The sequence below is a fragment of the Bacillus sp. UNC41MFS5 genome, assembly GCF_000686805.1.
Window position 1 is genome coordinate 12,935 of sequence record NZ_KK366019.1, and the last position, 18,902, is coordinate 31,836.

An 18,902-nucleotide genomic window follows, 5' to 3' on the forward strand; every position below is an offset into this window, starting at 1 on the left:
TTCCTTTTTTTGAGCATTACTTACATTTTTTTGCAGTATAATTCTATTTTACCATCGCTTCCAAAATATTCACAAACATATCCCGCCTTTAAATATTAAAATATAAATCTTATAATAGCCTTAATGTATTTTTTGGAAAATGAACGATATTGATAGAACTGTTCAAAGAAAGGAGACAGAATGTACAATATTGTATTTACGAGTATACTAGTTATGCTTCTTGGCTGGAAAACCTATAAATTAGTTAAAAACAAGCGGAACGGCGGGAACTTCGATGATATCGACGATGAGTTAGTGATCATGTTGAATGAAGGTGATTCTAATAACTAAACACGCTATCCAGCTATCCAAGAAAAAAAGGACGAAATATCGTTTCCAAAAGTTGAAAATGTGTAAAAAGTGCAATCGGTATTCGGTTTTAAAGGATGAAGAATGCTCAGAATGCGGTTCGAAGTTTATTGGTATTGAGGGGTTGGTTCATTCCATTTTTAAAAATCGATTATATACAGAAGCTATTCGAATATTGATTCTAGTTTGTATAGGGATTGTCGCTGCCCCAACGGTAAAAACGCTCTATCTATCACTAATCACGGGGATCATTTTTGTGATTAGTTATATCATGCTCACATTAATCTTTATGAAAAGTGAATATTTTATCGTGCTGAAAAAGCTTTTACGTTCAGATTTTCGAAAGATTCAGGCCGGTATCCGGTTCGACAGCGAGCTGGCCAAAGAGGATGTAAGAGAGGAAAGGCTGGCCGCGGCCGATGAAAAACTACGTGAGATTGGGGATTTTATTTATAGTGATCAGGTGAAAATACGCCGTGTCATGGTCTTAAATAATATCTTGCTAAGAAGAGATATGGAGCTTGAATTGGAACCTCTTATTCCTTCATCCTATGATAAGGATTTTGTGAAATATGCCTTGGAGGTTTTAAAAATCAATCGGACCCTTATTACTAAAAAGTGTATTATCTACTTTATTAAATATCGCGATACCATTGTTAGGGATTTTGGGATGGATTCGCTTATTGCCGTCGCTGGGACCACGCTGCGAATGAAACTGTACATTCTGGAATTCTCAGCGTTCATTGAGGAATTCCTTGAATATTTTCCAAAGGACCGTTTTTTAAGACTGTGTAATATTATCCAGTCAAACCCTGATGAGGATTGGGGAAGTCTTGCGGTAAAAGCGAAGCGTTTAGTTGAAATAAAGTATCATTATGATCCAGATTTTAAGCGGTTTGTTTCGTAGAAAGGATTCAAAAACATGTTTAAACTAACCGTCTATAAAAAAGTAAGATGGTCCCGCAATGTTTCCTTGCTCATACTATTTGTTTTACTTGTTGCTGTGTGCGGGAAAATGATTATGGCGCATGAAAAACTTAGCACCTATAAAGAAGCAATAAAACTATATAAGGCGGGGAAATTAGCGGCTGCAGAAGAAAAGTTCCAGGCAGCCAAACTAAATATTTTCGTTACAGACCATAACAAAGATATTAACCAAAAACTCTCGATCCTCTCACCAATTCGAAAAGGTATCGAGGAATTCGATGAAAAAGCAGCCAATTACTATAGGGATCAGGATCTAAACAAACTCGTGGAAACCTACGAAAACTGGCAGGGTAGTAAGAAAAATTGGGTGTCAGGCACCAGTGTACAAAAGGAAATGTATGAAGAGATGGTGGCACTGACTAAATTGGATAGTGAAATGAAGGGGTATTTTACTTCCTTTAAAAAAGAGAGTTTTGGAAAATTAGAGATTGACAGTGCGAATGTGATATCGGAAGAGGAAGATATTTTCAACGTCCTTCATAAGATTCCAGCCGAATATTATGGAAAAAGCTCGTCAGCTAAGACAAAGGAAATTGAAACTGCGTTTATTAAATATTACTCCACAAAAATCAATAAGGAAATTGAAACAGGTTTGGCTTCATCGATTGTTGATGAGGGGATTCGACAATTTACTGCGCTAACAGTATTGTCGCTTGATTCTAACTGGCTGGTGGAAACACTAGATTCGCATTTGTTAGAAATTGTTACAGCTTCGATAAATAAAAAGGATTACGCCGCGTTTGCAGAAGCAGCTATTACGATTAAGAGGCTAGAAGGAAATATGAAGAATGCTGAAGTTTTTTCTTATATTGAATCCGCAACAGTGGAAAGCCTTGACCGCGCGGAGCAATTGACGGCTGCCCATAAGTATGAGGACGCACTCAAAATCTATGAGGAGCTAAAACCATTAGACGATACGACGAAATTAGTTGCCAGCACCAATCTTGCATGGGATAAATATGAACCCATTCGTGTCTTAGAACGCTTGTATCCTGGGAAAGAATTTTCGAAAGTCGTGAAGGCTAGCAAGAAATTTGGTGCAGATAGCGTGGTTGCTGCCATTTCAACCGACGGTGGCTTATATTTTGGACGACTCACGGGTGAAGAACCAATGATGGTAACTGAGGACACCATGGAAGGGGCGCCGGCCATCAATCAGCTGGTTTTTCAAAGCGGTTTAAGTTCATCTGATCATCCAGTCCTTTATATTGATGCGAAGTCATCAGAACGAAAGCATCATTACTTGGCCTATGAAGTCAGCGGTAATTCGATGGTGAACATTCTTGATGTGGAAGCTGATGGCTTGACCATTGAATTGGACCAAGTTTTAGTTGTTGATAATCCTGTTGGACAGGGGGAAGGTGAACTCGCCTATTTCGAACCTGATGATAATGGGAAATATCAATTTTCGAAAACAAAGGAAACCTATGTAGAAATCAACGTAGAAGATCTAGCGAATTACTATGGGAAAAAAGTCCGATTCAGCGCCCACACTGAGACACAGCAGGATGACGGAATGCTGGTAACCTTATCGGTAAATTTTAATGAAGAAACAGAAACATGGGAAAAAACGTATTTGTTATTAAAGGGATACTCCGAATTTACGACGAATACAACTTATACAATAAGTGGTGTTTTTGACAGTTATTCGGATATTGTGGATGAAAATGGCGAAACGGTTCGTGTCCCTGTTTTCCAGGTAGAAAAAGTTGAATAACCACGAGAAGACCAAACGCTATTGTTTGGTCTTTTTAATAAAAAAATAAGCGAGCCTCAACTGAGACAAGCTTTTGAAAAACAATTATTTTTTATTGGAAATTGTAATGAACTTATTGAAGATGCCAATCGACGTAACAGATCCAAAGCCTACTTCGGAAAAGTCAGTTTTGTAGATGGTGAAAATAAAATAATCCTTCTGTGTAGTTCCGGCATCGAAAATGGATTTCCCTGCTAGAGATAAAACTCCTTTTTCAATCAAGCTCGAAGATTTATCCATGGTTTTGTGATTAACCCAGTCGATATAGGCAGAACGTTTAGGATTTGTTGTTGATAAAACATAGATAACCGCGATTAAAATAATGATAGGAACAATACGTTTCATTCAGCAAGACTCCTAACTTTTTAAAAGATTAATATGGAAAACAAAATACTGACTAAAACATGACTGCTTGTACAATCATATGTCTTCACGACATGGAAAATCACAAAAACATTCTGATAACTTGGAAAAAGAATATGGATGATTATTAACTATTAATATGCTAAATTATTACTAACATCTTTTGTGAAAATGAGGGGATTATTCCGTGACGAGAAAAGGGAAGTGGATGTTTTTCTGTTTCTTATTCCTGCTTTTTATGAATGCGTTTGGAATCATTGCAGTAAAGATTTTAGGCAGGTAAGGGGGAAACAGGATTTCTCCACGAAATTTTTCAGGTAGGGAATGATGGGGATGACAACAAATTTAACCAAACCGATTTCAAAAAAATTACTATTTGCGATGCTTATTGTCACATTTGGTGCGGAGATTCTCCTCTATCTCACTCGTTACAGCTATTTGGCCAGTACATTATATGATGCTGTCATGGTATCCTCGTTTTTTATCGGCTGGAAGCTTTATGGTAGACTTGGAGGTAAGATGGCCCATCTAAAAAGTCCGCGCCAGCATATGCTTCAATTCACTGGAGCCTTTTTGATTTTTTTCCTGGGAAGCTCGTTTGTTAATGTCTATTCTAGTCTCACCTTTGAAGATTTTAACGATGATTATGATCAATATGTTCAAGATTACACGGATTCGCAAGTCGTTGAAGGGAATGAACCGGAAGTCCCTGCCTTTCAAGAGCAAACGATTGGGGACTTCTTTGAAAAAATAGATTCGATTGGAACGGATATTTATAAAGATTTATTAGCTGGCCTGGAAGAAGTTTGGCGGCTAGCTTATATGATTCTACTGCTTCTCGTTTTTAAAAAGGTTTTTCCACGGCGCTGGGAGAGGGGATCAAGGGATGTATTCCTTATGGCTGCATTGTTTATCACTTCTATTCTATTCGGGATTGACCATACGCTCGATACCGAACAGCCATGGACGATTCGCATTGGGGCGATCGTAACCTTCGCCAATATGGGATTTTTGTTTGGGCTGATTCTTTTATGGACGCGGAACCTTTGGTTGACGGTTATTGTCCATGCTGTATATGACATAACGGCCACACTCTCATGGTCCTATATCGATTATGCTGTGGAATATTTTACGTTAGGTGTATTAATTGTTCATTTGTGTCTTGTTCTTTTTGAAAAAATAGATCAAAAACCAACTTTGCAACAGATTGTGACGGTTCAGGAAGATCAGTTAGATGGGTTGTCGCAAAAGGTAGAATAAAAGGAAAGAGGCTCCCGGAAAATTGGGCGGCCTCTTTTCTTTTAATTTTTTAGAGAATAGGATTTGGAGTTTATCCAGTATTGAACAGTTCCATTTTCTTTTTGTTTAAACTTAATTTTTTCCTGCTCAAAACCTTTGATTAAACTATCAGCAGCTAATTCCTCCTTCACACTTAGCTCGATTAATGATTTATTTAATTGCACCTGGTCGGAATGGTCGGGGTCCTTAAAGGAGGTCATCATGGCAAGACGATGTTTGAAAACAGTGATGATATCCTGTTGGTGTTCATGAAAGTTCTCTGCCGACTTTAGGTTTGTTACTTTTATTAATAGATCTTCTTGTTGTGCTTTACTTTGCTCTATATTTCCACTATTACGTGTGAGGAAGTCGGTTAGTATCCGTTCACTTAGTTTGTTGTAATCATGAACATTAGTTAAGTAGGAGGTTACGCTTATTTCCTTTTGAGTCCAATACACTTTTAATAATAGAGTACAAGTCACCATCAACAGAATGATAGAAGTTATTGTTCTCATCCATTTTTTATTCGAGCGTCTTTTGCGGGAAAGCACTGGTTTATTGTAATGTTGGGTAAGGGCGTAAATCTGCAATTCTTCAAGTTCTTGCTTTACTTTTTGTTGGGCGGTTGTGAGCATTTTGCTGCCCTCCAATTTTCCTAGGATAGTGTGTTTGGAAACTATTACTATCCTACTACACCAAGTGACAAAAAATCCATATTTTCTCCAATTATTCTTAATTTTGAAGAGTATTTCCCGAGAAATGGCGATATTTATGCAATGGTGTCAGGCACCATAATTTTTTAATGCAAGAACTATATTAATAGTTTATATTAATCTATGGTGATTATGAAAAGTTTGTAGAAAATTGCCGAAATAAATATAAGGTTTATCTGTTTCTATTAAAACATTAATTATGGTATTGTTGTAATATTGTAATATTGTAGTAATAAATGGAAATTACAGGGGGGTTCACTTGTGTTAAGGCGTATTTTGATTGGATTTATTATTTTATTTTTAGGTTTTTCTGTTTTTCCTCATGCTCAACAAGCTGAGGCTAGCACCGTATCAAAGAAGCAACTGATTATTGTTAACAAAAAGATCAATAAACTAGCATTTTATGAGAATGGTAAATTAGTAAAAACATACAATGTTGCAACAGGCAGAACATCTAAACTGACACCAGAAGGAACTTTTTACATAAGGGAAAAGATTAAAAATAGACCTTATTATAAACATAATATTCCTGGTGGCGATCCTCGCAATCCACTTGGAAAACGCTGGTTGGGGATAAGTAAACAAGAAAATGGCGGCTATCCGTATGCAATTCACGGGAATAGTGATGAAAGTTCGATTGGGAAGTATATCTCGGGTGGATGTATCCGAATGCATAATAAAGAGGTAATTGAACTATTCAGCAAGGTAAAAATCGGGGCGAAAGTGGTCATTACTAGATCAAGCAAGACCTTTAATCAACTAGCAGCACCATACTACAAAAATATTGATTACAAGGCTCCAACGTTTCCATCAGTAACAACAGTGTCAGATAAATCAAAAGAAGTGTCGGGCGTAACAGAAAAGAGTGCAACGGTTACCGTTAAAATCGGCTCAAAAAAATATACAAAAAAAGCAGATTCGAAGGGGAAATTTAAGGTAACCATCCCGAAACAAAAAGCCGGCAAAAAACTATATTTATCAGCTAAGGATAAATCTGGAAACATTAGTAAAACGAAAACAGTTGTTGTAAAAGACAAAACAGCACCAGTGGTAAGTGGAGTAAGCAACAATAAGACTTACAATAAAGATGTTAAGATTACCTTCAATGAAGGAAAGGCTACATTAAATGGGAAAGCAATTAAATCAAAATATGTAGCTAAAGCAGAAGGAAAACGTACTTTAGTGGTAAAAGATGTGGCTGGTAATAAAACAACTGTTGTGTTTACTATTGATAAAACAGCTCCAGTGGTAAGTGGAGTCAGCAATAAGGCTTTCTATAACAAAGATGTTACTATCTCCTTTACTGAAGGAACCGCGACATTAAATGGAAAAGCAATTAAGTCTAAATATATTGTTAAGTCAGAAGGAAAACATACAGTAGTGGTAAAAGATGCGGTTGGCAATAAGCGGACAGTCGTGTTTACGATTGATAAAACAGTACCAGTGGTAAGTGGGGTAAGCGATAAAGTAGAATATGATAAGGATGTTACAATCAGCTTTAATGAAGGAACTGCGACATTAGATGGGAACTCCTATACATCAGGAACTCCTGTCACTACAGATGGACAACACACTTTAGTAGTAACAGATGCTGCTGGAAACAAGACGATTGTGGAATTTACTATTAAAAAAGTGGCGCCAATGCCAGTTTAATATTTTAATTGCCGAGAAATAAATGGCGCAGGAAAGGAAGACAGCACTCAATCATTCGTGATTAGAGTGCTGTTCTTTTATTGTAGATTAATATAAAAAGTCCCAAGTGAATGAACTCACTTAGGACTTAGACTTGATTATTTTAATATTTGAACTTTCACTGTTTTTCTTCCCCATTGAATAGCTTTCTTATAAGAAGGAACGAAGATATCAATCTTTTTCCCTTTAATGGCACCGCCTGTGTCACCGGCGATTGCGTAGCCATACCCTTCAACATAGACCTTTGTGCCAAGTTTGATGACTTTAGGGTCAACAGAGATTACTTTAAGTTTTGGATTTTTCTTAAGATTAAGACCTAAAGCAGTGATACCAGAACAATTTTTACAATTTGCTGTATAGGCAGTAGCGCTAACAGTGATTGTTTTTACTACTTTTTGCTTCTTTGAGCTCGTTGTAGTAGTTTTGGCTTTCTTAGCCGTTGTAGTAGTAGTTGTTGTACTACTTACTTTTAACTTCTGATTCGGATGAATTGTATTTGATTTAAGGTTATTCCATTTTTTTAATGTATTTACCGAGACTTTATATGTTTTTGCAATACGATAAAGTGAATCGCCACTCTTAACTTTATATGTATTGGATGCTGCGAATGCGCCGTTACTACTTCCAAATAATATCATACCTGCCAAACCAAACATGACGAGGAATTTCTTCATAATTAAAACCCCTTTCTACTGTTATATAAAAGTTACCACAATAATATTACACAAATATTTCAATAGCTTACTAGTTTCATGACAAATCCGTTATATTAAGGTGTCATTAAGTAATAATAAGTAATTAATTTGGTGTCAGGCAGCACTCGTGGACAAAATCACTATTTTGTCCGTGTGAGGTGAACAATTGTATTGTTTGGAATTATTTTACAAAACCTAAAGGGTAAGTTTGCTAGTTTTTAATATAAGGTTTGAAGGTTTCCGGGTATTTAATCAATACCTGAATATAGTATAATATTAAAAAATGGTATTTTTGGAGGTAATTAGGTTATGAAGAAGTTGATGAGGATTACTTTTATCCTAATTGCTTTTGTTCTTATTTTTGCAACAGTGAAGCCAGAAGCAACATCCGCAAGCACGTATGTCAATAAAGATTTTGCTGCGTTTGCAAAGAAAGGAAAATTAAAAGGGGTATATGGAAATGTAAACATGACATATAAGACCTTGAAAAAGAAGCAAAAAGGTAGAGTAGGGCAATCTGAATCATATATTTACTATAGTACGAAAAATGCTTATTACGGCTTCTTTTATGGAAATTCAGACACCAAATTCTCATCAGGACAAAAAGTTGTAATAATAACTAAAATGGTTTCAACAAAAGTTACAGCTAGCCAAATGAAAAAATATTTTGGTAAACCCGTCGCATGGCATACATACAAAGCAGGAAAATATTACGTTCGCTACGTAGATATGTCAAAGGGTAAAGTTGAAATTCAACTCGGAACAAAAGCTGGGATGAATGCCTACTACAGTACGGATGAAGATGGGACAATAACTATTAAATAGCCATTCAAATCTTAATAAATGTCTTGTAAAAAGGGGAAATCGGCCACATTGTCGGTTTCCTCTTTTCAAGTTATAGAGTAACGAAATAATATTTCTTTCAATTCACCTAATCTATCAACCACGTGATAAAATGTAAATAAATAGAATGACATATTACGTGAAATAACCATAATGGGGGATAACTAGTGAAGTACATGTGGTCTCTGAGCTTGATGATGCTCAGCTTACTTTTTATGTCTTTGGACGCCAGTGCTGATGGGATCAATGCCCATCCAAAGAAAATCGATCCAGATGTGTTGTTTAAGGAGAAAACAGAATATATTGCCGAAGAACTAATAGTCAAGTTTGCGCCAGATACGACACAAACGGAACGGGAGGACCTGCTTAAACAAGTGGATGTAGAGGAAGAAACTCCATTAGGTGACGAGGATTTCTCCTTAGTTAAAGTCAGGCCCGGTGCGAATTTAACCACGATTGCGAAACAGTTATTAATGAGTAAGCAAGTTGCTTTAGTCGAACCAAATTATAAGTACAAAAAAGCATATCTGCCAAAAGAGCCGAGCTATAGCCGGCAATGGTACCTTACTAAACTCCAACTGCCAAAAGCATGGGACAAAACAAAGGGGTCTTCGAAAATTACTGTCGCAGTCATCGATGGAGGAGTTCAGAAGGACCACCCAGACTTAAAAGGGAAAATCGTCAGCCCTTATAATGCCGTAAACGGTTCTTCCAGTTATTATCCCGATGAACATGCTACACATGTAGCTGGCATTATCGCAGGAAGTATTAATAAGTTTGGGATTGCTGGGATTGCTCCGAATGTAAAAATCATGCCAATTAACGTTTTTCAAGGGGATCAGGCAAGTAGCGATACAGTCATCCGAGCCATTTATTACGCTGTGGCCCACCACGCTGATGTCATTAATATGAGCCTTGGTGATGATAGTTATAGTGATTTACTAGAGTCTGCAACAAAATATGCCAGATCAAAAGGTGTTGTCCTTGTGGCTGCGGCCGGTAATTCTAGCACATACATGCCGATGTATCCTGCTGCATCCGAGGGTGTGTTAGGTGTTAGTGCAACCGATCGAAACGATAGAATTGCCAGCTTTTCAAACTATGGACATTATATAGACCTTGCTGCTCCAGGGGTGGATATTTATTCATCCATAGCTGGAAGTACGTATGCTTCATATGACGGCACATCCATGGCCGCGCCAATGGTTTCAGGAATTGCTGCACTCGTCCGGACGAAGAACCCATTTTTAAGTCCAAGTCAGGTAGAAACCATTCTAAAAAAATCAACGGTTGATCTCGGCAGCAGGGGATGGGATGAAGATTTCGGGTATGGAAGAATTGATGCGTATAAGGCAGTTTCGAATACACATGCACCGATTTCAACCATTACGGCTCCGAAAGCCTATACCATGACAGGGAAAAACAAAGCTGCATTTTCATTTAAAACAACAAGTAAAACCAAGGTTTCTTTATCGATTAAGGATACACACGGAAAAACGATTAGGAAAATACTATCTAATAAAACCTCAACGGGAGCAAAAATCTCCGCTTCTTGGGATGGAAAATCAACAAGTAAAAAGTTTGTATCGACAGGTAGCTATAAAGTAGAAGTAAAAATCACAAAAGGGTCCGACAGCTTCTATAAAAGCACGATAATTAAGGTTGTGAATCATACGAAAGCCGCCATTTTGGTGTCAGGCACCTACTCCTATTCTCCGAATGTAAGCGGAAAGGTTACGATTCCATATGAGTTAACACAAAAAGTGAAGGTAACTGCTGTTGTGACGGATAAGACCAGTAAAACGGTAAAGAAAATTCTCTCTAAAAAAACAATCTCAGCCGGTAAGCATTCAATAGTATGGGATGGGAAAACAACCAAAGGGCGACTAGTGAAGGATGGGACATATCAGATCGTTTGGTCATTTACAGATAGCCACAATAAAAAAGGGAAAACCAAAAGGGTTCAACTAACAGTGGACAGCGTACGGCCAACAGGGAAAATAACACTATCATCAACACTGTTTAAAATGGACACTAAAAGCACGAACACCATGAAAGTGGCTTTAAAAGAAACCTCATATGTAATCGTCTATGTTGTCAATGAAAAAGGGACAATCATTAAGAAATTGATTAACAAAAAAGCCAACCCTGGTACAATCACCGCTATCTGGAATGGAAAAAATGATAAAAATAAATTAGTTCCTGAAGGAACGTACCGATATTTCGTTCAGTTAAAGGATATGGCTGGGAATATAACTAAGATGAACAGCACTCCGATCATCCTGCAGGACTGGCGTGTTCCTGCTATTGCCTCGGGGAAAGAATATTATTTAAAAACAAAAGGGACCATGACCATCGGCTATACCTTAAACAAGCCTGGAAAGGTGACAATTGGAATTTATCAAAGCGGGGAACGCGTATCTACTATTAAAATAGCTGCTTCCGAATTAGCAGGGCAGCACTCCTTTACTTGGAATGTGACGGATGATGCCAACAACCAGCTTAACGATGGTCAATATCAGTTTAAAATTAAAGTCGTGGATAAGTATAATGTCACTCAAATCTACTCAGGGAATGTCCATGTCGATCTTAATAAAATCGAAATAAGTTATCCTGCTGTTGTCATGTTCTATCCAGGTGAGGGCAGTGAGGTACATTACAAACTTTCACGGTCAGCGAATGTGACGATAGAAATTTTGAATCAAGCGAATCAAAAAATTAAAACGATAGCACAAGATAAAGCAGTAAATGCGGGAAGTCAATATTTTACATGGCTTAGTGGCGATGAAAAGGGTGACACTTATTATTACGTCATCACCGCTAAGAATGCCTACGGACAAATGTCTGTTAAGGGGAAAATGACTTCAACAGGTAACCCAGCGTGGTTAGTTTCACATAGTCTTAGCTTTCACTTAGCTTCCGATCAAATTTATAACGATCAATTACAGATGAAAATTAACACAACACAGCAGATTACGGCTATCGTTCATGTTTATAACTATGAGGGCAGTTCGCAAATTGTCCAAAAGCAATATACGGTGAAGTCAGGTTCCAATACGCTTGTCTATACCAAACCTTCAAAATATACCAGGTATTACTATTTGATCGAATATCGTGATTCATTAGGAAATGAATATTGGTATGAAATAAATGAGTTAAATTACTAAATAACCTAAAAAACCCTCGGTCTAAAATCTCAGACCGAGGGTTTTTAACTTAATTAGTTTCCAATTGTGTTTTCAATTCTGTTTGAATTCGTTGTTTTTCGTCATCTGGAACAACGTAATAATAGATTCCGTTGATTTTTGTCCCTTTACCTTTTATGGTCATTTGATCGACGTTACCTGCCGCACTTCTATAATTCTTCTGAATGTCCATCATTTGATCAAAAGTTAGGTTCGTTCTAACGTTATTGCCGAGTGCTGCAAAAATATCCTGATATTTGGTAAGTGAAGAGAGACTTGCACCCTCACTTAATACACCTTGAATAATTTCACGTTGACGTAATTGTCTCCCAAAATCGCCACGAGGATCCTCATGCCGCATACGAGTAAAGGCTAATGCCTTTTTGCCATCCAAAGTCACCTGACCCTTTGGAAAATGGTAACCACCTTGAGAAAAATCTAAATCATTGTCAACGGTTATACCGCCAACAGCATCAACAATATCTTTAAAACCTTCCATGTTGACCTTTACGAAATAATCTATTGGGATGTCCAAAAAGTTTTCCACTGTGTTCATCGCCATTTCCTCATTACCAAAAGCATATGCATGGTTAATTTTATCCACAGTTCCTTTACCTACGATTTCAGTGCGTGTATCACGTGGGATACTCAGCATTTTAACAGAATTCAGTTTAGGGTTGACAGAAAGTATAATCATTGTGTCAGAACGGCCTTTATCGCCTTTACGCTGGTCCACGCCCAAGAGTAGAACGGAAAACGGTTGTTTGTTTTGTAATGATACCTCTTCGACACGTTTGTCGGATTTAACTCGATCAATTGGATGATGCATGGTTTCTACAGCATTCGTTAATGATCTATATACTGAATAGGCATAAGCCCCAATTCCAATTAATAGAACTAATAAAATTATTCCAGTAACGCGGAGCCATTTATTCTTTTTCTTTGTTTTCTTCTCAGCTCTCATCTATTTTGCCTCCAAAACGAAATTTAAAACCATATAATAGATTAGCAGATTTTATCGAAATTTAATACATTTATTTGAAAAACTTACATATTTTTATCTGGATTTTCTGGAAAATATTTTTTCTAGGACTTCATTTAAAAAATTTCCCGAAATGGAAATAATTTTTTGTATTATATGACAAATTTTTCAACAAGGGTCTATGATTCTATCCCAATAATTAGTAGAATAATCTTGCAATACTAATATTATTGTCGAAGGGTGGAAAAAGTGTGAAGAGACAGATAAAAAGAAGCATGAAAAGACGTATGCTTAATACTTCTCTAGCAACAGTGTTAGCGCTTACAACCGTTCCGTTGAATATTTTCCCATATGCTGCAAAGGCTGAAGGAACAGGGAATACTGCTACACTACGTATCTTGGAAACTACGGACCTGCATTCTAATGTTCTTCCGTATGATTATTTCAAAGATGCACCAGTAACAAATTATGGATTAGCAAAAACAGCTACATTAATTAAACAAGCTAGGTCTGAAGCTGACAACTCTATGCTATTTGATGCTGGTGATACGATCCAAGGAAATCCACTTGCTAGTTATGTAGCAAAAGTAAATAAATTAGGACCGACTGATACTCATCCTATTTACAAAGCAATGAACTATTTGAAATATGATGCAGGTATTGTTGGTAACCATGAATTTAACTATGGATTAGACTACTTAAAAGATGTTCAGGAAGAAGTCCAATTTCCAATTGTGAACGCTAACATTTATAAAGACGACCACGACTCCGACTCCACCAATGATGTTAACTATTTCACGCCATATAAAATTGTAGACAAAACGATTAAGGATGCTGCCGGCAATGAACATGTGATTAAGGTTGGGGTCATCGGCTTTGCTCCACCTCAAATTATGCAATGGGATAAAGATAACCTAACAGGTAATGTCATTACTAAGGATATTGTTTCCCAAGCTAATAAATTTATCCCACAAATGAAGGCAGAGGGAGCAGATGTAATTGTTGCAATTGCTCACTCTGGCTGTGATATTGCTGCCGAAGGACAAGAAGCAGCGGAAAATGCTGTTTATGATTTAACAAAAGTGGCGGGCATAGATGCCATGCTTTTCGGACATGCACATGTTAACTTCCCTGGTGATGCATCATTTACAGGGAAGACTGGAATCGATAATACTAATGGTAAAATCAATGGTGTTCAAGCTGTTGAAGCAGGCTTCTGGGGAAATAACCTTGGTGTGCTTGACTTAGCTCTTGTTCAGGATACAAACGGCAAATGGACCGTTGATAAATCAAATTCTAAATCAGTTAACCGTCCTGTGGACGCAAATACAGTTTCAGACGCACAAATCGTAAGTGATGCAAAAGCTATTCACGACCAAACAAGGGCATATGTTAATGGAAAACTCGGTACGACAGAGATTCCAATGCACAGCTTCTTCACACGTGTCATGGATGACGCTTCCACACAAATTGTTAACGCAGCGCAGATGGATTATGTGAAAAAGGCGATTGCAAACACAGAATATAAGGATTATCCAGTCCTTGCTGCAGCAGCTCCATTTAAAGGCGGCCGCGGCGGCGTAGCCGATTATACAAACATTGCTAAAGGCGATGTAACCATTAAGAGTGCAGCGGATTTATACTTGTTCGATAACACATTAAAGGCTCTTGAAGTTACAGGCGATCAAGTGAAGCGATGGATTGAAGAATCAGCGAAACAATTTAATACGATTGACCCGAATAATGCAGAACAGCAAGATTTACTTGATTACGATTTCCGCCCTTACAATTATGATGTCATTGATGGTGTGAAATACGAAATTGATGTGACAAAGCCTAAAGGTGAGCGTGTTGTGAACCTTAGAATGATGGATGGAACTCCTGTAAAGATGGACCAAAAATTCATCATTGCCACAAATAACTATCGTGCTGGAGGAAGCGGCGGTCTAGCTGAATTGAAGAATTTAAAACCTGTTGTAGATTCTCCATTCGAAAACCGGCAAATCCTTATGGATTATATCAGTGCGCAAGGTAATATCAATCCTGTCGCAGATAACAACTGGAAAATCGCTCCGATTGGCGGCGTAGCAAAGGTTGTATTCCATTCTGCTCCGGATGCTAAGGCATACATTGATCAACAGCCAGATGTTAAAGATCTTGGTGCATCAACAACTAAACAAGGATATGACCTATTTGAATTAGACCAAAACGTACACGTTCAATTATTAGGAATCAATGACTTCCACGGTCAATTAGATTACTCTACAAAGGTTTCTAACCGTGATGTTGGTGGAATTGAGTACTTAGCTGCTTACCTAAAACAAAGAGAGGCAACTAACCCTGCTAACACTTTAATGGTACAGGCTGGCGACTTAGTAGGTGCAAGCCGTCCGGTTTCGGCCCTTTTACAAGACGAACCAACCATCCGTTTCATGAATGAAATCGGTATGGACATTGGCACAATCGGTAACCATGAATTTGATGAAGGCGTTGCAGAAATGAAACGTTTAATCAATGGTGGTTCCCATCCAAAAACCGTTGAAAAGTATGGTGAATTTGAAGGAGCAGATTTCCAATACGTTGTGGCTAACGTTGAGGATGAAAAAACGGGCGAATTAATTTTACCTCCATATGCAATAAAAGAAGTTGATGGCGTCAAGATTGGTTTCATCGGTGTCGTAACAACTGAAACACCAACTATCGTTACCGCAAGCGGTGTGGCAGGTGTTAAATTCACAGATGAAGTGGAAGCAATCAACAAATATGCTGCTGAGTTAAAAGAACAAGGTGTAGAATCTATCGTAGTTCTTGCCCATGATCCTGGTACATCAGCATCTAATGGAGACAATCCAACAGGTAAAGTTGTCGACATGGCCAAAGCAATAGATGATGAAGTAGACGTTATTTACGGTGCACACGATCATAAATACTTGAACTCAACAGTTGACGGTAAATTACTCGTTCAATCTTATTCATATGGTACAGCATTCTCTGATGTTGACCTAACAATTGACCCAGTTACAAAAGATATCGTCACAAAAACAGCTGAAGTTGCCTCGACCTTTAAAGACGGTATTACTCCAGATGCAAAAATTAAGGCTGAGCTTGATGCGTATAAGGAGTATATTGCTCCACAAACAAACCAAGTTGTTGGGGTTACAACTGCACCAATTTCTCGTGCACAAAATAAATCTGGGGAAGCCCCAATGGGTAACCTTATTGCCGATAGCATGCGAGCTAAAACTGGTACACAGTTTGCATTCATGAATATTGGCGGCGTTCGTGATGAAATCAAACAAGCAGGAAATGTTACTTGGGGTGATTTATTCGCCATCCAACCATTCGGTAATGATGTTGTTAGCTTAAAGATTACAGGAGATCAAGTAAGAACATTAATCAATCAGCAATTCCAAGCTGACAGATACCGGATTATGCAAATTTCAGGTTTAAGCTATACCTGGTCGGATAAGTTACCTTTAGGACAAAAAGTTGTCGACATCTACCTTCCAGACGGTTCAAAAATTGACCCTACGGCAGAGTATAGTGTGTCGGTAAATAACTTTATGGCTGATGGCGGCGACGGATTCACCATCCTTAAACAGGGTAAAGAACGTACAACTTGGACTTCTGACTTAGACGCTTTAGTTGATTTTGTTAAAACGATTGAAGGTCCAATTACTGCTGAAATTGAAGGAAGAATCAAGCAAGAAGAGGTGACATTGGCAGCACCTACAGTTGCTTCTGTAACTGACCAATCTACAAAAGTAACAGGTACAGCTTTGGCTGGAACACAAGTTAAGGTAAAAGCAAATGGGACTGTTTTAGGTAAAGGAACTGCTGCAGAAGATGGAAGCTTTACAATAGACATTCCAGTTCAAAAGGCAGGAACAGAACTAATCGTGACTGCAATGGATACTGCTCTAAATGTAAGTTATGATGCAAGAGTGAAAGTATTAGATGTCACAGCACCATTAGCTCCCGTAGTTAATAAAGTAAATGACCAATCCAGATTTGTAACAGGTACAGCTGAAGCTGGAGCTAAAGTAGAAGTGAAAAATAGTGAAGCTGTTATCGGTACTGCGACAGCAGGAACAGATGGCAAGTTCACTGTTACAATCCCAGTACAAACCAAGGGTACTGTACTTGCAGTAACAGCAACTGATGCATCTGGTAACGTAAGCGCCGTATCAACCGTTACAGTAACTGATGGAACTGCACCTGCAGCGCCAATGGTTAATGCAGTAAGTAACATAGATAAAGTAGTAACTGGAACAGCTGAAGCTGGTTCAACTGTCACAGTATCTAGCAGCAAAGGTGAGCTCGGCACTGCCACTACTGGTATGAACGGTAAATTCTCTGTTACCTTATCAGCTGTTCAAGCAGCAGGTACTGGTTTAACTGTAATTGTGTCAGACGCGGCTGGTAATAAGAGTGCATCAACAACTGTTACAGTTCTTGATCAAATTGCTCCAAGTACACCATCTGTTGATAAAATAACTGTGAACACCACTAAAGTAACTGGTAATGCAGAAGCCTATTCAACAGTTGTAGTGAAAGTGAGCGGCCAAGTGATTGGTTCTAATACTGCTGATATATTTGGCAGGTTCTCCGTCTCAATCAAAGAGCAAAAAGCTGGCAAAATGGTTGAAGTTGTTGCAATCGACAAAGCTGGCAATGTAAGTAAAAAGGAAAAAGTAAAAGTAATAGATTAACAAGAAAAAAATCCCTGATGAAGTTTTCAGGGATTTTTTTCTTTGATATAAAAACTATGAAAAGATTCGTTCCAACAGCCAAATCGCTCCTAAAAAAAATATGATCAGAGAACCAATTTGGACGATTCTACGAGAAATCTTTAATTTAAACAAAAAAGTAAGTAATGGCAATAGTAAAAGAACGATAGCTAACTGCACAGATTCAATTCCCAGATTGAAATTAATTAATGCAACAGCAAGATGACTCTTAGCAATCTCCATTTCCTTTAAGATACTAGCAAATCCAAGACCATGTATTAAACCGAATAGAAAGGTGATACTCCAGCGGTGTTTAATCTCCTTCCGTAAAATATTCTCTAACGCGACGTAACAAATACTAAAGGCGATGGTGGCTTCAACAAAACGAGAAGGCAGTGTGATCCAACCTAACACAGCAAGGGTAAGGGTGATGCTGTGTGCCAGTGTAAAGGACGTGACTATCGAAATGTACTGTTTAATAGTTTGTTTTCTTAACAACAAGGCAAAGAGAAATAATAGGTGATCATAGCCCGTAATTATATGAAGCATCCCTAATTTGAAAAATGAAAACCAAGAAGAGGTCGATGATTGCTCCACTGGTTGAGCCGTCTTTGGTTGTGGTTGTTCCGTATCAGGCTGGGTGGTTTGATCCTGACCTTGCTCTTGTTGCACCTCTGTTAAAAGAATCGTCCAAGTCCGTTCCTTCCCCTGTATTATCGCCTCACTTGACTGGCCCATATAGGATGCCGAAATCAAATCAACATAGTTCGTTCCTGTATCATTAAAATAAAAGCCGTCATTATAAACAATCGTGTCTCCTGCCGAAAAGGCCGGAAAGGTCATCGTCGTGGAAAGAAACTCTTTATTTTCCTTTTTAACCAGCTTCATTGTTTCGACTGTAGGAGTTACTTCTTTGTTGTTCTTGTCCAACGTCAAGCCTTCAGTAATTAACTCTTCAATATGATGCTGCTCTTTTTTTATTTCAGATTTTTCAAGGACCCAGTTTTTATTTAGGTCAATATCGGGTAATAGTTCAATAAGGGATAAAGTATCTAGAGTGAATACCAATTCAGTCTTCTTTTCATCCATCGTTATTTTTGTATAACTTGCACTATATGCATGGGCATCAGCAAGCGTAGGGAAAGAGATGAAAGTAATAAGAAGGATGGAAAGAAAACTACCGTAATATCGACTTCTATCGAAAAAACTCACAGATCGTCGTAATTTGTATAAAAATGAATGCACAAACGAACCTCCTGAAAACGTTTAAAATAGTTTACGAAATTTACAAAAATTTTTAATAAGGGCAAAGCCTCCTTAAATATAATCA

13 protein-coding genes are annotated in these 18,902 nt (G+C 37.9%); 8 read left to right on the forward strand and 5 right to left on the reverse strand.

Features of this window, described 5'->3' with window-relative positions:
- Positions 1–180: 180 nt before the first annotated feature.
- The 3 genes from BR30_RS36990 to BR30_RS0126725 are packed head-to-tail and all read left to right on the forward strand — an operon-like array spanning position 181 to position 3,052.
- The gene (locus BR30_RS36990) at positions 181–330 is read left to right on the forward strand and encodes a hypothetical protein (protein WP_155928862.1); all 150 of its coding nucleotides are present in this window, start codon (positions 181–183) and stop codon (positions 328–330) included.
- Positions 331–388: 58 nt separating this feature from the next.
- Positions 389–1,255, forward strand: a complete 867-nt coding sequence (locus tag BR30_RS0126720; RefSeq protein ID WP_231507829.1) for a hypothetical protein — start codon at positions 389–391, stop codon at positions 1,253–1,255.
- A 15-nt stretch (positions 1,256–1,270) separates the two neighbouring features.
- Entirely contained in the window at positions 1,271–3,052 is a 1,782-nt protein-coding gene (locus BR30_RS0126725) for a hypothetical protein (RefSeq protein WP_026567700.1), read from the forward strand.
- Between the two features lie 84 nt (positions 3,053–3,136).
- Here the strand turns inward: BR30_RS0126725 and BR30_RS0126730 are convergent, their stop codons facing one another.
- Complete coding sequence (locus BR30_RS0126730; protein WP_026567701.1) at positions 3,137–3,436, reverse strand: DUF4359 domain-containing protein; 300 nt, start codon at positions 3,434–3,436, stop codon at positions 3,137–3,139.
- Positions 3,437–3,787: 351 nt separating this feature from the next.
- On the opposite strand from BR30_RS0126730, the gene BR30_RS0126735 reads away from it, so the two are divergent.
- Positions 3,788–4,714: a CPBP family intramembrane glutamic endopeptidase gene (locus tag BR30_RS0126735; protein WP_197032419.1), complete on the forward strand. Its 927-nt coding sequence runs from the start codon at positions 3,788–3,790 to the stop codon at positions 4,712–4,714.
- A 41-nt stretch (positions 4,715–4,755) separates the two neighbouring features.
- On the opposite strand, the gene BR30_RS0126740 is transcribed toward BR30_RS0126735, so the two are convergent.
- Positions 4,756–5,367, reverse strand: coding sequence for a hypothetical protein (locus tag BR30_RS0126740; RefSeq protein WP_026567703.1), 612 nt, complete (start codon positions 5,365–5,367; stop codon positions 4,756–4,758).
- A 339-nt stretch (positions 5,368–5,706) separates the two neighbouring features.
- On the opposite strand from BR30_RS0126740, the gene BR30_RS35455 reads away from it, so the two are divergent.
- Positions 5,707–7,098 carry a L,D-transpeptidase family protein gene (locus BR30_RS35455; RefSeq protein ID WP_051633803.1) on the forward strand — a complete coding sequence of 464 codons (1,392 nt, stop codon included), beginning with the start codon at positions 5,707–5,709 and terminating at the stop codon, positions 7,096–7,098.
- 137 nt (positions 7,099–7,235) lie between these two features.
- Here BR30_RS35455 and BR30_RS0126750 read toward each other — a convergent pair whose 3' ends face one another.
- Entirely contained in the window at positions 7,236–7,811 is a 576-nt protein-coding gene (locus BR30_RS0126750; protein ID WP_026567704.1) for a 3D domain-containing protein, read from the reverse strand.
- 330 nt (positions 7,812–8,141) lie between these two features.
- On the opposite strand from BR30_RS0126750, the gene BR30_RS0126755 reads away from it, so the two are divergent.
- Together BR30_RS0126755 and BR30_RS35460 are read left to right on the forward strand one after the other, a co-directional pair.
- Positions 8,142–8,657 (forward strand): hypothetical protein, encoded by a 516-nt coding sequence (locus tag BR30_RS0126755; RefSeq protein WP_026567705.1) that lies wholly within the window; start codon positions 8,142–8,144, stop codon positions 8,655–8,657.
- A gap of 194 nt (positions 8,658–8,851) precedes the next feature.
- Complete coding sequence (locus tag BR30_RS35460; RefSeq protein WP_231507841.1) at positions 8,852–11,842, forward strand: S8 family serine peptidase; 2,991 nt, start codon at positions 8,852–8,854, stop codon at positions 11,840–11,842.
- A gap of 49 nt (positions 11,843–11,891) precedes the next feature.
- On the opposite strand, the gene tagU is transcribed toward BR30_RS35460, so the two are convergent.
- Positions 11,892–12,824 carry a polyisoprenyl-teichoic acid--peptidoglycan teichoic acid transferase TagU gene (gene tagU / locus BR30_RS0126765; RefSeq protein ID WP_026567706.1) on the reverse strand — a complete coding sequence of 311 codons (933 nt, stop codon included), beginning with the start codon at positions 12,822–12,824 and terminating at the stop codon, positions 11,892–11,894.
- Between the two features lie 269 nt (positions 12,825–13,093).
- Between tagU and BR30_RS34670 the strand changes: the two genes are divergently transcribed.
- Positions 13,094–17,554 (forward strand): bifunctional 2',3'-cyclic-nucleotide 2'-phosphodiesterase/3'-nucleotidase, encoded by a 4,461-nt coding sequence (locus tag BR30_RS34670; RefSeq protein ID WP_155928866.1) that lies wholly within the window; start codon positions 13,094–13,096, stop codon positions 17,552–17,554.
- 54 nt (positions 17,555–17,608) lie between these two features.
- Here the strand turns inward: BR30_RS34670 and BR30_RS0126775 are convergent, their stop codons facing one another.
- The gene (locus tag BR30_RS0126775) at positions 17,609–18,817 is read right to left on the reverse strand and encodes a HupE/UreJ family protein (protein WP_231507830.1); all 1,209 of its coding nucleotides are present in this window, start codon (positions 18,815–18,817) and stop codon (positions 17,609–17,611) included.
- Positions 18,818–18,902: the final 85 nt, after the last annotated feature.

Coding starts and splice junctions, on each gene's coding strand:
- BR30_RS36990 (WP_155928862.1), top strand. CDS start 181: ATGTACAATATTGTATTTACGAGTATACTAGTTATGCTTCTTGGCTGG.
- BR30_RS0126720 (WP_231507829.1), top strand. CDS start 389: ATGTGTAAAAAGTGCAATCGGTATTCGGTTTTAAAGGATGAAGAATGC.
- BR30_RS0126725 (WP_026567700.1), top strand. CDS start 1,271: ATGTTTAAACTAACCGTCTATAAAAAAGTAAGATGGTCCCGCAATGTT.
- BR30_RS0126730 (WP_026567701.1), bottom strand. CDS start 3,436: ATGAAACGTATTGTTCCTATCATTATTTTAATCGCGGTTATCTATGTT.
- BR30_RS0126735 (WP_197032419.1), top strand. CDS start 3,788: ATGACAACAAATTTAACCAAACCGATTTCAAAAAAATTACTATTTGCG.
- BR30_RS0126740 (WP_026567703.1), bottom strand. CDS start 5,367: ATGCTCACAACCGCCCAACAAAAAGTAAAGCAAGAACTTGAAGAATTG.
- BR30_RS0126750 (WP_026567704.1), bottom strand. CDS start 7,811: ATGAAGAAATTCCTCGTCATGTTTGGTTTGGCAGGTATGATATTATTT.
- BR30_RS0126755 (WP_026567705.1), top strand. CDS start 8,142: ATGAAGAAGTTGATGAGGATTACTTTTATCCTAATTGCTTTTGTTCTT.
- BR30_RS35460 (WP_231507841.1), top strand. CDS start 8,852: ATGTGGTCTCTGAGCTTGATGATGCTCAGCTTACTTTTTATGTCTTTG.
- tagU (WP_026567706.1), bottom strand. CDS start 12,824: ATGAGAGCTGAGAAGAAAACAAAGAAAAAGAATAAATGGCTCCGCGTT.